At 32.3% G+C, this 16,334-nt stretch carries 8 protein-coding genes; 7 read left to right on the forward strand and 1 reads right to left on the reverse strand.

Features of this window, described 5'->3' with window-relative positions:
• Positions 1-15: 15 nt before the first annotated feature.
• The 7 genes from B5464_RS08015 (at position 16) to B5464_RS08045 (ending at position 8,894) form a co-directional block, all read left to right on the forward strand.
• Positions 16-933, forward strand: a complete 918-nt coding sequence (locus B5464_RS08015) for a type IX secretion system membrane protein PorP/SprF (protein WP_079737939.1) — start codon at positions 16-18, stop codon at positions 931-933.
• Between the two features lie 16 nt (positions 934-949).
• Positions 950-2,923 (forward strand): OmpA family protein, encoded by a 1,974-nt coding sequence (locus tag B5464_RS08020; RefSeq protein ID WP_231963571.1) that lies wholly within the window; start codon positions 950-952, stop codon positions 2,921-2,923.
• A gap of 113 nt (positions 2,924-3,036) precedes the next feature.
• Positions 3,037-6,513, forward strand: a complete 3,477-nt coding sequence (gene ileS, locus B5464_RS08025) for an isoleucine--tRNA ligase (RefSeq protein ID WP_079737940.1) — start codon at positions 3,037-3,039, stop codon at positions 6,511-6,513.
• Positions 6,514-6,517: 4 nt separating this feature from the next.
• A complete protein-coding gene (locus B5464_RS08030; RefSeq protein ID WP_077810847.1) occupies positions 6,518-6,895 on the forward strand; it encodes a molecular chaperone DnaK in 378 nt (125 codons plus the stop codon).
• A 57-nt stretch (positions 6,896-6,952) separates the two neighbouring features.
• On the forward strand, positions 6,953-7,597 hold the full coding sequence (locus B5464_RS08035) for a hypothetical protein (RefSeq protein ID WP_079737941.1): 645 nt from the start codon (positions 6,953-6,955) through the stop codon (positions 7,595-7,597).
• A 42-nt stretch (positions 7,598-7,639) separates the two neighbouring features.
• Positions 7,640-8,257: a lipoprotein signal peptidase gene (locus tag B5464_RS08040; protein ID WP_077810849.1), complete on the forward strand. Its 618-nt coding sequence runs from the start codon at positions 7,640-7,642 to the stop codon at positions 8,255-8,257.
• Between the two features lie 31 nt (positions 8,258-8,288).
• Positions 8,289-8,894: a DUF4230 domain-containing protein gene (locus tag B5464_RS08045; protein WP_079737942.1), complete on the forward strand. Its 606-nt coding sequence runs from the start codon at positions 8,289-8,291 to the stop codon at positions 8,892-8,894.
• Positions 8,895-8,953: 59 nt separating this feature from the next.
• Here B5464_RS08045 and B5464_RS08050 read toward each other — a convergent pair whose 3' ends face one another.
• The gene (locus tag B5464_RS08050) at positions 8,954-16,270 is read right to left on the reverse strand and encodes an MBG domain-containing protein (protein ID WP_079737943.1); all 7,317 of its coding nucleotides are present in this window, start codon (positions 16,268-16,270) and stop codon (positions 8,954-8,956) included.
• Positions 16,271-16,334 lie beyond the last annotated feature (64 nt).

Below are 16,334 nucleotides of genomic sequence, written 5' to 3' on the forward strand. Positions count from 1 at the left end.
ATAAAGGCAATAAAAATGAAAAAATTAATTGTAATAATTACAGTGCTATTATTTACTGTTTCTGTAAAAGCACAACAAGACCCTCAGTATACACAATATATGTATAACATGAATATCATAAACCCGGCTTATGCTGGGTCATATGATGTTCTAAGTGTAAATCTTTTAGGTAGATCACAATGGGTTGGTATAGACGGAGCACCTAGAACATTAACGTTAGGAATAAATTCTCCTGTAGGTAAAAATGTTGGTTTAGGTTTTTCTGTTATTGTAGACGAAATTGGTCCGGTAGAAGAACAAAATGTATACGGAGATTTTTCTTATACATTAAAAGTGGGTGAAAATGCAAATTTAGCTTTAGGTATTAAAGCAGGCTTCACATTTTTTAATGTTTGTTTACCATGTTTAAACACAGTAAATGATAATGATCAAGCATTTATAAATCAGAATGCAAATAAAATTTTACCAAACTTAGGTGCAGGTGCATTTTATTATACCGATAAGTTTTATGCAGGTTTATCAATACCAAATCTTTTACAAACATTTCATTTCGAAAAAGAAGGTGGTCAAGTAACAAGAGCATCAGAAAGAAAACACTTTTTTTTAACAACGGGTTATGTTTTCGATTTATCTGATGATGTTAAATTAAAACCATCTACAATGGTAAAGGCTGCAGAAGGTGCACCATTATCAATAGATTTTTCTGGAAATGTACTTTTATATGACAAATTAGAATTTGGACTTTCTTACAGATTAGATGAATCTGTTTCTGCATTAATAAATGTAAGAGCATCAAAAAGTTTAAGAATAGGTTATGCTTATGATTATACATTAACAAACTTGGGTAATTTTAACTCTGGTTCGCACGAAGTTTTTGTGCTATTTAATTTCGATTTTGAAAGAAATAAAATTAAATCTCCAAGATTCTTTTAGTTTTAACACAACAATTATGAAAAAAACAATACAAATTACAATCGTACTTTTATTTAGTTCTTTAACCATACTTGGGCAAACTAAAGAAACTAAAAAAGCAGATACTTACTTTGAAAACTTATCTTATGTTTTTGCCGCAGAAGCTTATGAGAAATTAGCATCAGAAAATGCAACAGAGCATGTTTTGCAAAGACTTGCAGATAGTTATTATTTTAATGTGAATATGCAAAATGCCTCGAGTGCTTATGAGCGTTTATTTAATAAGTACCCTAATCAATCCCCAGAGCACATTTTTAGATATGCACAAACCCTAAGAAGTGTTGGTAAATTTGATGCATCTAATTTATGGATGAAAAAATTTCATGAACAGAAGCAGAATGATTCTAGAGGAGAAAACTTTACTAATGATGAAGTAACCTTAGATGAATTAAAAAATGGAAAACCAAATTTTACAGTAGTTAACCAAAGAAGTATCAACACAAAATATTCAGATTTTGGTGTGACAGACTACGGAAATACAATTTTATTTTCTTCACCAAGAGAAAGAAATTTATTTGTAAAAAGAAGTCATACAAGAAACGATAAATATTTTCTGGATATTTTTAAAGTTGTAAAAGAAAAAATTACAACTGTAGAAGGTGATGATTCTGAAGTGAGACCAATGTTTTCTGACGAGGTAAACTCTAAATATCACGAATCTTCTGTTAGTTTTTCTCCAGATAAAAAAACAATGTATTTTACAAGAAACAATTATGTAGCAGGTAAATATAAAGTTGACAAAGAAGGGTATAATAATTTAAAAATTTTAAAAGCAGAATGGAATTACAATAAATGGGATAACGTAGTAGAATTACCATTTAATAGTAGCGAATATTCTGTGGGTCATCCGTCTGTTAGTAAAGATGGTAAAAAATTATATTTTGTTTCTGATATGCCTGGTGGAGTTGGAGGTACAGATATTTATGTGGTAGAAATTAAAGGAAATGGTGGCTTTGGCGAAGTTCAGAATTTAGGAACTACGGTAAATACAGAAGGTAGAGAAATGTTTCCTTTTATTTCTGATGATGATGTACTATATTTTTCTTCGGATGGTCATTTTGGTATAGGAGCTTTAGATATTTTTTCAACAAAAAAAGAAAATGGAACATACACCAAGCCAGAAAATTTAAAAGCACCAGTAAATTCTAAATTAGATGATTTTGCTTTTTCTATCAATTCAATTACAAAAAAAGGATATTTATCTTCTAATAGAGAAGGTGGTTTAGGAGATGATGATATTTATGCTGTAGAATCGCTTATCGAGCCAGAAGTTACACCATGCGTACAAATTGTTTCAGGTTTTGTAAAAGATAAGAAATTTAATAATATTTTACCCGGCGCTAAGCTTGTTTTAAAAGACGATAAAGGCGAAGTTATAGAAGAAATTTATGCAGACGCAAATGCAAAATTTACATTTAGCTTGCCATGTAATAAAAAATATACTTTAAAAGCAACAAAAGAGTATTACCAACCAGATACTGTATCTTTTGAAACTACATCAGATAAAACAGTAGATTTAAAATTAGATTTTGATTTAAAAGTTATATCAGACTTTACTTATAACGAAAGAGGAGAATTGATAATTAAAATTAGACCAATTTATTTTGATTATAACAAATCTAACATTAGAGAAGATGCTGCAATAGAGTTAGATAAAATTGTTAAAATCATGAAAAAATATGAAAAACTAGTAATTAGATCTAGTTCTCATACAGATGCTAGAGGTAATGAAGCTTACAATGAAGCGTTATCAGATAGAAGAGCAAAATCTTCTGTAGCTTATATAATTAATAAAGGAATTTCTAATTATAGAATTTCTGGAAAAGGCTTCGGAGAAACAAGATTGGTTAACAATTGTGTAGATAATAATAGCCATACAAATACTGTTAAATGCTCTGAAGAACAACATCAAGCAAATAGAAGAACAGAGTTTGTTATTATAAAAATGTAGCAAAAAATACAAACATATTAGAAGAGCCTTTAATTAGGCTCTTTTTTTTTGCCATAAATCTAAGAATTACAAGAAAATGATTAATTTCGCATTCTTATAAGAAAAGAAAGAAAATGAGCGCGAAATTTCCTGAATATAAAGGTCTTGACTTACCAAAAGTTGCAGAAGAAATTCTTAACTACTGGGAAGAAAATAACATATTTGAAAAAAGTGTAACAACAAGAGAAGGTGCAGAACCTTTTGTATTCTTCGAAGGACCACCGTCTGCAAATGGTCTTCCAGGAGTTCACCATGTTTTAGCACGTGCTATTAAAGATATTTTTCCACGTTACAAAACCATGAAAGGTTACCAAGTGAAGCGAAAAGCTGGTTGGGATACGCATGGTCTACCTATAGAATTAGGTGTAGAAAAAGAGTTAGGCATCACAAAAGAAGATATTGGTAAAAAGATTTCTGTAGAAGATTATAACGCGGCATGTAGAAAAGCAGTAATGCGTTATACAGATATTTGGAACGATTTAACGCAGAAAATGGGTTATTGGGTAGATATGGAAGATCCATACATTACCTACGAACCTAAATATATGGAGTCTGTTTGGTGGTTGTTAAAAGAAATTTACAGTAAAAAGTTAATTTACAAAGGATATACAATACAGCCATATTCGCCAAAAGCTGGTACAGGATTAAGTTCTCACGAGTTAAATCAACCCGGAACTTACCAAGATGTAACAGATACAACTATTGTTGCACAATTTAAAGCAATAGAAAGTACATTGCCAGAATTTTTACAAAATGAAGGTGCAATTAACTTTATTGCTTGGACAACAACACCATGGACATTGCCAAGTAATACAGCATTAACTGTTGGCCCAAAAATAGAATATGTTTTAGTAGATACTTATAATCAGTATACATTTAAACCAACAAAAGTTGTGTTGGCCAAGAAATTAGTTGGCAAACAATTTGGTGGTAAAAATAATGTTGAAGTTGAAACGTTAGAAGAGTTAAAAGCATACAATGCTGGCGATAAAAAGATTCCTTTTTACATTGTTAAAGAATTTGTTGGTAAAGATTTAGTTGGTATTAAATACGAGCAATTGTTAGATTACGGTTGTAAGTTTGAAAACAAACAAGACGCTTTTAGAATAATTTCTGGAGATTTTGTAACCACAGAAGATGGTACAGGTATTGTACATACAGCACCTACTTTTGGTGCCGATGATGCTTTAGTAGCAAAACAGGCTTCACCAGAGATTCCGCCTTTATTAATAAAAGACGAGAACGATAATTTGGTTCCTTTAGTAGATTTACAAGGTAGGTTTAGAAAAGAAATTAAAGATGATATTTATGGTTTTGCAGGAGAATATGTAAAAGCAGAGTATTTAAATGAAAAAGATTTAGAAGAAGAATTAAAAATTCAGAAAGAGAATTTAACAGAAGTTCTAAAAAATCAAGATAAATATTTATCTGTAGATGAACGTTTAGGGCTAAAGTTAAAGAATGAAAATAAAGCTTTTAAAGTAGAAAAATACAAACATAGTTATCCGAATTGTTGGCGTACAGATAAACCAATTTTATATTATCCATTAGATTCTTGGTTTATTAAAGTAACAGATGTAAAAGATAAAATGCACTCGTTAAACAAAACCATTAATTGGAAACCAGAATCTACAGGTACTGGCCGTTTTGGTAATTGGTTGGCAAATGCAAACGATTGGAATTTATCTAGATCTCGTTATTGGGGAATTCCGTTACCAATCTGGAGAACAGAAGATGGTAAAGAAGAAATTTGTATTGGTTCTGTAAAAGAATTAAAACAAGAAATGGCAAAAGCTGTTGAAGCTGGCGTTTTAGCAAAAGATATTTTCGAAGATTTTGAAGTTGATAACAATTCTGATGAAAACTATGCGAAATTAGATTTACATAAAAACATTGTAGATCAAATTACTTTAGTTTCTGCTTCTGGGCAACCAATGAAAAGAGAAAGCGATTTAATAGATGTTTGGTTCGATTCTGGTTCTATGCCTTATGCTCAATGGCATTATCCATTCGAAAATAAACAGAAAATTGATGGTAACGAATCTTTTCCGGCAGACTTTATTGCAGAAGGAGTAGACCAAACAAGAGGTTGGTTTTATACGTTACATGCAATTGCAACAATGGTTTTTGATTCTGTAGCTTATAAAAATGTTGTTTCTAACGGATTAGTTTTAGACAAAAACGGACATAAAATGTCTAAACGTTTAGGTAATGCAACAGATCCTTTTACAACATTATCAACATACGGTGCAGATGCAACACGTTGGTACATGATTTCTAATGCAAACCCTTGGGACAATTTAAAATTTGATTTAGACGGTATAGAAGAGGTGAAACGTAAATTCTTCGGTACACTTTACAACACCTATTCATTCTTTACTTTATATACAAATATTGATGGTTTTGCATACAAAGAAGACGATATCGCTTTAGATAATAGACCAGAATTAGATAGATGGATTTTATCTGAATTAAATACATTAATTGCAAAAGTAGATAAGTTTTATTCAGAATACGAGCCAACAAGAGCTGCAAGAGCAATTTCAGACTTTACACAAGATTATTTAAGTAACTGGTATGTGCGTTTAAGTAGAAGAAGGTTTTGGAAAGGAACTTACGAAACAGATAAAATTTCTGCATATCAAACATTGTATACTTGTATGAATACAATTGCTAAGTTAAGTGCGCCAATTGCTCCGTTTTTTATGGATCGATTGTATCAAGATTTAAATTCTGTAACAGGTAAAGAATCATCAGAAAGTATTCATTTATCAGATTTCCCAAAATACGACGAAAGCTTTGTAGATAAGAGTTTAGAGCGTAAAATGGAAAATGCACAAACAATATCTTCTTTAGTTTTATCATTAAGAGCAAAAGAAAAAATAAAAGTGCGTCAACCATTACAAAAAATTATGATTCCGGTTGATACTGCGCAACAAAAAGAAGAAATTTTAGCTGTAGCCAACTTAATTAAAAACGAAGTAAACGTAAAAGAGATTAATATTTTAGACGATGCTTCAGATATTTTAATCAAACAAATTAAGCCAAACTTTAAAGCATTAGGGCCAAAATTTGGTAAAGATATGCGTTTTATTGCGGCAGAAGTGCAAAAATTTAACCAAGAAGATATTAACAAAATAGAAAAAGATAAAAACATTTCTCTTGACGTTAATGGAAAAAATATTACTTTAGAACTTTCAGATGTAGAGATATCATCTAAAGATATAGAAGGTTGGTTGGTTGCAAATGAGGGGGCGTTAACAGTTGCTTTAGATGTTACAATAACGGAAGAGTTACGTAAAGAAGGAGTTGCCAGAGAATTGGTAAATAGAATTCAGAATGCACGTAAAGACACAGGTTTAGAAGTAACAGATAAAATAAAATTAACGGTTTTAAATTTCGAAAACTTACAAAAATCTATTTTAGATAATAAAGACTACATTATGAGTGAAACATTAACCAAAGAATTGGTTTTTGTAGACGAGTTAACTAATGGTACAGAAATTGAATTTGATACCATTAAAAGTAGAATATTAATAGAAAAAATGTAAGAATATGTCAGATGTTAAGTTAAAATACTCAGATGCTGATTTACAAGAATTTAAGGAGATTATAGAGAAGAAAATTGCCAGAGCAAAGGCAGATTTAGCTTTGTTAGAAAGCTCTTATAAAAATGATGCTAGTAATGGTACAGATGATACTTCGCATTCTTTTAAATCTTTTGATGAAGGCTCTGAAGTAATGAGCAAAGAAGCAAATGTGCAATTAGCAATTAGGCAAGAAAAGTTTATTAGAGATCTTAAAAATGCTTTAATTCGAATAGAAAATAAAACGTATGGTATTTGCAGAGTAACGCGTAAATTAATACAAAAAGAACGTTTAAAGTTAGTGCCACATGCTACACTAAGTATCGAGGCAAAACGCAAACAATAATTTAAAAAAAGCTTTCAAGTTACTTGAAAGCTTTTTTTAATTAACAAACTAAATAATATGCGCGCAATTTTTTTGCTTTTATTAAGTTTTATTTCTTCGGTTACTGTTTGCCAAAAAAAGGTTTTAAAAAAAATTACAAGTACAGCGACAGCAGTAGCAATTTCTACGGAAGGCTTAGATAGCTTTACTTTAGAAAACTCAGACTCTAAGTTTTTAGAAATCTTCTTGTATGCAGAAAATCCAAACAAACAACATATTATTGTTGATGAAAAAAATAAAGAATTAGAAATTAAATTTAAAATTCCTGATTTAAAAACACCAGAAGTAGTTTTTAGAAAATACATTACAGAAAGGTTAAAAAGAGCATCAGCAACCATAAAAATACCAAAAAATAGAAATGTTGCCATTTTTGGTGAATATGTTAATATACATAGCAAAAGTTTTAAAGGAAACCTTAGCGTATTTTTAGAAAACGGTATCGTAAAATTAGATACCATACAAAAAGATTTAGAATTAAAAATTTATGCTGGTAAGGTTTTTGGAAAGATAAAAAACGCAACTATAAACGTAGCTTCTAAAAACGGAAAGATAAAAATAGACAGTGCTTTTTATCAAAAAGAATATCAGGAATTAAATAGTAAAAACTTTAAAAAACTTACTATTACATCAAATAAAGGGAATATTTACTTAACGCACTTATAAAGACAATAATATTGTTATTTTTGTGAGCACAAATTAAAAAAAATGTCAAAAAAGAAACTGGCAATATTTACAATAGTAATCGCTATTTTATTAGATCAAATTATTAAAATTTATGTAAAAACCAACTTTGCTTTAGGTGAAGAGGTATTGGTTTTCGATTGGTTTCGAATTCATTTTACAGAAAATAATGGTATGGCAATGGGCTTTGAGTTTGGCGGTAAAGCCGGTAAACTATTTTTAACTTTATTTAGATTGGTGGCGGTTTCTGCAATAATTTATTGGTTAATTGGTAATATCAAAAGAAAAGTGCATAACGGTGTAATTATTGCGATTTCATTAATTTTTTCTGGTGCAGTAGGTAATATTATAGATTCTGTTTTTTATGGTGTTATTTTCGATCATTCTAACCATCAAGTAGCAACATTATTTGCTGATAAACCATACGGTAACTTGTTTTACGGTAAAGTTGTAGATATGTTTTATTTTCCTATTTGGCAAGGAACTTTACCAGAATGGATTCCTGTAATTGGTGGAGATTTTTTTACGTTTTTTCAATACATATTTAATCCTGCAGATGCTTTTATTAGCGTTGGTGTAGCACTTTTATTTATCTTTAGTAAACAAGCGTTTCCAAAAGAAGAGCAAACAGTAAAAGACTAAACTTTTAGTATCTTTAGAAAAAGATTTAAAAATGCGTTTTCTAAAATATGCTTTGGTGTTTCTCTTGGGTTTTATTCTTGCAAAATTGTGGTATAAAAAAGAGAACAGTACCGTTAAGAAAGAAGAAGTTCAGGTTGTAGTAAATTCTATCAAAAACCTAAGTAAACTTGTTGTTTCTAAAGGTGTTTTTTCTGAAGTTTATAATTATTCAGACTCAAAAAAATATTTTTACAATTACCTTTCATTTGATAAAAAAGCTATTGTAACTGTTACTGCTTCGGTAGAAGTTGGTTATGATTTATCTAAATTAGAACTTCAAATAGATTCTATTGGTAAGACTATTTACATCAATAAAATACCGAAAGAAGAAGTAAATATTTCTCCAGACATTAAATATTTCGATTTACAGCAAAGTAGTTTCAATTCCTTTTCAAAATCTGACTTAAATAAAATCAATAAAAATAGTATTCTTAAAATAGAAGAAACTATAGAATTAACTGCTTTAAAACAAAAAGCAAAAGAAAGGCTTTTAGAAGAATTGTCTAAGATATATCAACTAACTGCAATTTATAATTGGCAAGTTGTAGATAATACAAAAGAAAATTTGTTGGATGATTTTACCATATTAAGGCAATAAAAAAAGAGCCATCAAAATTAAATTTGATAGCTCTTTTATATTAAGTTGATTGCTGAAAACTATTCAGTTTTTGTCAATCTTTTAGTAATCATTTTTTTATCGTTATTAATTCTTATAACAAATACACCAATTGGTAAATCTGAAATATCAATATTATTATCAGAAATATAATCCTTTTGTGTTTTTACTAATTTTCCTGACATATCAAAAATATTAATATTCGCTTTTTCGATTCCTAATCTAATTTTAATGTTATTTTTTGCTGGATTCGGATATAAAAGAACATTACTACTTTCAAACAATATGTCTGGATTGCTAAGTGTTGTTATATTTAATATCTGTGTAACATCTGTTGCAGCATTATAATTACTATTTCCAGGTTGAGATGCTGTAATTGTAACAGATCCTGAAGCAATTATCGTAATTACATTTCCACTTATTGTTGCAATAGACGTGTCTGAACTACTATATACAACAGATAAACCAGAGGTTGTTGTTGCTGTAAGTGTAAAACTATCTTCATTATCATGAGTTAATGGTGCAAAAGAAATAGTTTGACTTGCTTTAGTTATTGAGAAATCTGCACTTGTAAAACTAATGTTATAATTGCTATTCGCTAAAGTTGATGCAATCGCATATGTTCCTACATCTTCACCAGTTGCTCTTGACAAACCTCCTGTCAATACATCTCCAGATTCTAAACTTGGACTTACAGAATAAGTCAACGTTGGATCCGCTTCTCCATACGCTTTTGTTTTTGCATCAGCAGTTACTGTAATTGCTTTTTGAGTGATTGAGAAATCTGCACTTGTAAAAGAGATTGCATAATTACTATTCGCTAAAGTAGAAGCAATTGCATACGTTCCTACATCTTCACCAGTTGCTCTTGCTACACTTCCCGTTAAAACATCTCCAGATTCTAAACTAGGAGTAACAGTATAAGTCAACGTTGGATCCGCTTCTCCATACACTTTTGTTTTTGCATCAGCAGTAATTGTAATTGCTTTTTGAGTGATAGAGAAATCTGCATTTGCAAAACTAATATTGTAATTACTGTTTGCTAAAGTTGAAGAAATCGCATATGTTCCTACATCTTCACCAGTTGCTCTTGCTACACTTCCAGTCAATACATCTCCAGATTCTAAACTTGGACTTACAGAATAAGTCAACATTGGATCCGCTTCTCCATACACTTTTGTTTTAGCATCAGCGGTAATTGTAATTGCTTTTTGAGTGATAGAGAAATCTGCATTTGCAAAACTAATATTGTAATTACTGTTTGCTAAAGTTGATGCAATCGCATATGTTCCTACATCTTCACCAGTTGCTCTTGCTACACTTCCCGTTAATACATCTCCAGATTCTAAACTTGGACTTACAGAATAAGTCAATATTGGATCCGCTTCTCCATACACTTTTGTTTTAGCATCAGCGGTAATTGTAATTGCTTTTTGAGTGATTGAGAAATCTGCACTTGTAAAACTAATATTGTAATTGCTGTTAGCTAAAGTAGAAGAAATCGCATATGTTCCTACATCTTCACCAGTTGCTCTTGTTACACTTCCAGTCAATACATCTCCAGATTCTAAACTTGGACTTAGAGAATAAGTCAACATTGGATCTGTTTCCCCATACACTTTCGTTTTTGCATCAGCAGTAATTGTAATTGCTTTTTGAGTGATTGAGAAATCTGCACTTGTAAAACTAATATTGTAATTGCTGTTAGCTAAAGTAGAAGAAATCGCATATGTTCCTACATCTTCACCAGTTGCTCTTGACAAACCTCCTGTCAATACATCTCCAGATTCTAAACTTGGACTTACAGAATAAGTCAACGTTGGATCCGCTTCTCCATACACTTTTGTTTTTGCATCAGCAGTAATTGTAATTGCTTTTTGAGTGATTGAGAAATCTGCACTTGTAAAACTAATATTGTAATTACTGTTTGCTAAAGTTGATGCAATCGCATACGTTCCTACATCTTCACCAGTTGCTCTTGACAAACCTCCTGTCAATACATCTCCAGATTCTAAACTTGGACTTACAGAATAAGCCAACATTGGGTCTGAATCCCCATACACTTTTGTTTTTGCATCAGCGGTAATTGTAATTGCTTTTTGAGTGATTGAGAAATCTGCACTTGTAAAACTAATATTGTAATTGCTGTTAGCTAAAGTAGAAGAAATCGCATATGTTCCTACATCTTCACCAGTTGCTCTTGACAAACCTCCTGTCAATACATCTCCAGATTCTAAACTTGGACTTACAGAATAAGTCAACGTTGGATCCGCTTCTCCATACGCTTTTGTTTTTGCATCAGCAGTTACTGTAATTGCTTTTTGAGTGATTGAGAAATCTGCACTTGTAAAAGAGATTGCATAATTACTATTCGCTAAAGTTGAAGCAATTGCATATGTTCCTACATCTTCACCAGTTGCTCTTGACAAACCTCCTGTCAATACATCTCCAGATTCTAAACTTGGACTTACAGAATAAGTCAATATTGGGTCCGCTTCTCCATACACTTTTGTTTTTGCATCAGCAGTAATTGTAATTGCTTTTTGAGTGATTGAGAAATCTGCACTTGTAAAACTAATATTGTAATTACTGTTTGCTAAAGTTGATGCAATCGCATACGTTCCTACATCTTCACCAGTTGCTCTTGACAAACCTCCTGTCAATACATCTCCAGATTCTAAACTTGGACTTACAGAATAAGCCAACATTGGGTCTGAATCCCCATACACTTTTGTTTTTGCATCAGCGGTAATTGTAATTGCTTTTTGAGTGATTGAGAAATCTGCACTTGTAAAACTAATATTGTAATTGCTGTTAGCTAAAGTAGAAGAAATCGCATATGTTCCTACATCTTCACCAGTTGCTCTTGACAAACCTCCTGTCAATACATCTCCAGATTCTAAACTTGGACTTACAGAATAAGTCAACGTTGGATCCGCTTCTCCATACGCTTTTGTTTTTGCATCAGCAGTTACTGTAATTGCTTTTTGAGTGATTGAGAAATCTGCACTTGTAAAAGAGATTGCATAATTACTATTCGCTAAAGTAGAAGCAATTGCATACGTTCCTACATCTTCACCAGTTGCTCTTGCTACACTTCCCGTTAAAACATCTCCAGATTCTAAACTAGGAGTAACAGTATAAGTCAACGTTGGATCCGCTTCTCCATACACTTTTGTTTTTGCATCAGCAGTAATTGTAATTGCTTTTTGAGTGATAGAGAAATCTGCATTTGCAAAACTAATATTGTAATTACTGTTTGCTAAAGTTGAAGAAATCGCATATGTTCCTACATCTTCACCAGTTGCTCTTGCTACACTTCCAGTCAATACATCTCCAGATTCTAAACTTGGACTTACAGAATAAGTCAACATTGGATCCGCTTCTCCATACACTTTTGTTTTAGCATCAGCGGTAATTGTAATTGCTTTTTGAGTGATAGAGAAATCTGCATTTGCAAAACTAATATTGTAATTACTGTTTGCTAAAGTTGATGCAATCGCATATGTTCCTACATCTTCACCAGTTGCTCTTGCTACACTTCCCGTTAATACATCTCCAGATTCTAAACTTGGACTTACAGAATAAGTCAATATTGGATCCGCTTCTCCATACACTTTTGTTTTAGCATCAGCGGTAATTGTAATTGCTTTTTGAGTGATTGAGAAATCTGCACTTGTAAAACTAATATTGTAATTGCTGTTAGCTAAAGTAGAAGAAATCGCATATGTTCCTACATCTTCACCAGTTGCTCTTGTTACACTTCCAGTCAATACATCTCCAGATTCTAAACTTGGACTTAGAGAATAAGTCAACATTGGATCTGTTTCCCCATACACTTTCGTTTTTGCATCAGCAGTAATTGTAATTGCTTTTTGAGTGATTGAGAAATCTGCACTTGTAAAACTAATATTGTAATTGCTGTTAGCTAAAGTAGAAGAAATCGCATATGTTCCTACATCTTCACCAGTTGCTCTTGACAAACCTCCTGTCAATACATCTCCAGATTCTAAACTTGGACTTACAGAATAAGTCAACGTTGGATCCGCTTCTCCATACGCTTTTGTTTTTGCATCAGCAGTAATTGTAATTGCTTTTTGAGTGATTGAGAAATCTGCACTTGTAAAACTAATATTGTAATTACTGTTTGCTAAAGTTGATGCAATTGCATATGTCCCTACATCTTCACCAGTTGCTCTTGCTACACTTCCCGTTAAAACATCTCCAGATTCTAAACTTGGACTTACAGAATACGTCAACGTTGGATCCGTTTCTCCATACACTTTTGTTTTTGCATCAGCAGTAATTGTAATTGCTTTTGCAGTAATATCTGCAGTTAAAGAAGGTTGCGTTAATGTATAGTTTGCAGCATCAGTTCCGGAGATTGTATATCCTGTGGTGTTAACATTGATATTAGTTCCTGCATTTGCAGAAGCAAAAGTAAATATTGGACTTCCCCCTAAAGAAACATCATCCGCGCCAATTATTCCGCTTAAAGTAGCTGTACCCGTTGTACTTCCTGCAGTTGTAGCGTCATACGTTTTATCTGTAGCCGTTAAACCAGTAACAGTAAGTGCTGCAGTTGTTATATCTGCAGTTAAAGAAGGTTGCGTTAATGTATAGTTTGCAGCATCAGTTCCAGAGATTGTATATCCTGTGGTGTTAACATTAATATTAGTTCCTGCATTTGCAGAAGCAAAAGTAAATATTGGACTTCCACCTAAAGAAACATCATCCGCGCCAATTACTCCGCTTAAAGTAGCTGTACCCGTTGTACTTCCTGCAGTTGTAGCATCATAAGTTTTATCTGTAGCCGTTAAACCAGTAACAGTAAGTGCTGCAGTTGTTATATCTGCAGTTAAAGAAGGTTGCGTTAATGTATAGTTTGCAGCATCAGTTCCAGAGATTGTATATCCTGTGGTGTTAACATTGATATTAGTTCCTGCATTTGCAGAAGCAAAAGTAAATACTAGACTTCCCCCTAAAGAAACATCATCCGCGCCAATTATTCCGCTTAAAGTAGCTGTACCCGTTGTACTTCCTGCAGTTGTAGCGTCATACGTTTTATCTGTAGCCGTTAAACCAGTAACAGTAAGTGCTGCAGTTGTTATATCTGCAGTTAAAGAAGGTTGCGTTAATGTATAGTTTGCAGCATCAGTTCCAGAGATTGTATATCCTGTGGTGTTAACATTGATATTAGTTCCTGCATTTGCAGAAGCAAAAGTAAATACTGGACTTCCACCTAAAGAAACATCATCCGCGCCAATTACTCCGCTTAAAGTAGCTGTACCCATTGCACTTCCTGCAGTTGTAGCGTCATACGTTTTATCTGTAGCCGTTAAACCAGTAATGGTTAATGCAATTAATACTGTGTTTTTTGTCACTGTATCTGAAGTATTGCTTCCAGTATTTCCATTAACATCTGTTAAAGATACATTTAGTGTAATAGTACCATCGGGTAATCCACTTAAATCTATATTTGAAATTTTATCTGTAGCAGTAGTAATTGTTCCAGAGTTTGTTACAGAACCGGCACCTCCATCACTAGTAAATGTATAATTATAAGTTGATCCTACTTCTGCATTAGCAAAAGTAAAACTTACCTTATCATCGTTAGCAGCTCTTATAGTTGATTGATCTATGGATGCACTATAACCATTAGGAGCAACTGCATCAACTAAAACAGACGCTGTATTACCAACACTATTCAAAGTTAAGTTGGCATTATTACCAGCAGAATCTTGCAATGTTCCGCTATTAGCATTTAAGGTTCCAACTGTAATTCCATCAGTATCTAAGTCGCTTGCTTGAACAGTATATCTAAAAAGTAAGGCATTAGTTCCTGAACCGCTTTGATAAACAGTTTGCTGAGTAGTTGAACCAATTGTAATTGCAATTTGTGGAGAACCACCAGTAGTATTTACGGTTATATTTTCACTTAAATTAACTGTAAAATCTAAGTTTTGACCTGAAGTGTAAGTTGCGTTTGCAGGAACAGAAACACTGTTTACAGTAGGAGCAACACCATCAATAACAATTGCTTTATTATTACCTAAAGAATTGGCTGCACCAGGAATTGGTAATGTTCGTGTAGCGTCTTTATTTCCTGAATCTCGAATACCTGAACCAGCAGTTAAAGAGTTTGTGGCAACATAATCTAAATCCGCACTTGAGTCTCCTGCTTGCACAATGTATGTAAATTGTAAAGTTGTGGATCCACTACCAGAAGAGAAATTTACAGTTCTGTCTGTAGTTCCAGTTTCTAGAGTAATTTGAGGAGTTCCTGTAACAGTTACGTTTTCAGAAAATGTAACTGAAATAGTTATATTATCTCCTGTTTTATAGATTCCATTAGCTGTTGAAGAACTTACACTTGTTACTGTTGGTGACACAGCATTAGAAATTACAGTAGTTCCATTATCTGTATCTGAATCTGTACCATCATTAACAACAACTGTAAATGTTGTGGTTTCTGAGGTTGATGACCTATTATCTGTTGGGTTAAAAACCAAAGCTCTTAATGCGGTTTGCATTGCTGCTGGATTTCTATTTGAAATAGTATAAGGTCCTGAGCCAGAAACATCACCAGTTATTACACCTTTAGCGTTATCATCTAAAGTTATAGTTGCAGATAAATTATCTCCATCTACATCTGTGGTTGTTATTGATGAAAAAGGTTGTATTGTTGCAGTATCGTTTACGTTTTGATTTGCTACTGTACCTCCTATTATTGGGGCTGTATTCGCAGGTACTGCTGCTGTTACAATTAACTCATCTATTACAAAACCTCCAAATATAGGTGAGGCTGGAGTAATAACTAACTCATCAATTTCTGAAAATGAACCAGTTGTAGGGCTTGTGAAATCTACAATTATTGATGAATTGTGAGCAGGTGATGTAAGTGACAAAGTACCTACTGTAGCACCGTCTTTTTTTCCAGTAAAAGTAAAGTCTATAATTGAACCACCTAAAGCTTGCTCATAAGCAAAATTGACTGAAGTTAAACCAATTTCATTACCACTATCTGTAGTTAATGTTCCTGAAGATACAGATGCAGTTCCATTTCCTATCCATCCTAAAACAGCATCACTTCCTCCGCCAATTGCGTCTGTGCCAGCACCATTACCATTAGTTGCAAAAGCTAAAAAAATAGAACCGTTACTTATACCAGCCATATCAAAACCATTTAAAAGAGCATTAGAGCTTTGATCCGCACTTGGGTTTGAGTTATTTGCTAAAACAACTATAGATGAGCCAAATTCCATAGTACTTGGTGAAGGAGTTACTTGAGCTTGTAAATAATTGTTATTGATAAATAAAAGGAATATAAAAATTAAAAGAAAAGTATTTTTTTTCATAATAAAAAAGTTTAGTTAAACAAATATAAAGATTAGATTAATCAGTAAAACAGGTATTTCTACC

This window comes from Polaribacter sp. KT 15 (assembly GCF_900143115.1).
In the GTDB taxonomy this organism is placed as follows: domain Bacteria; phylum Bacteroidota; class Bacteroidia; order Flavobacteriales; family Flavobacteriaceae; genus Polaribacter; species Polaribacter marinaquae.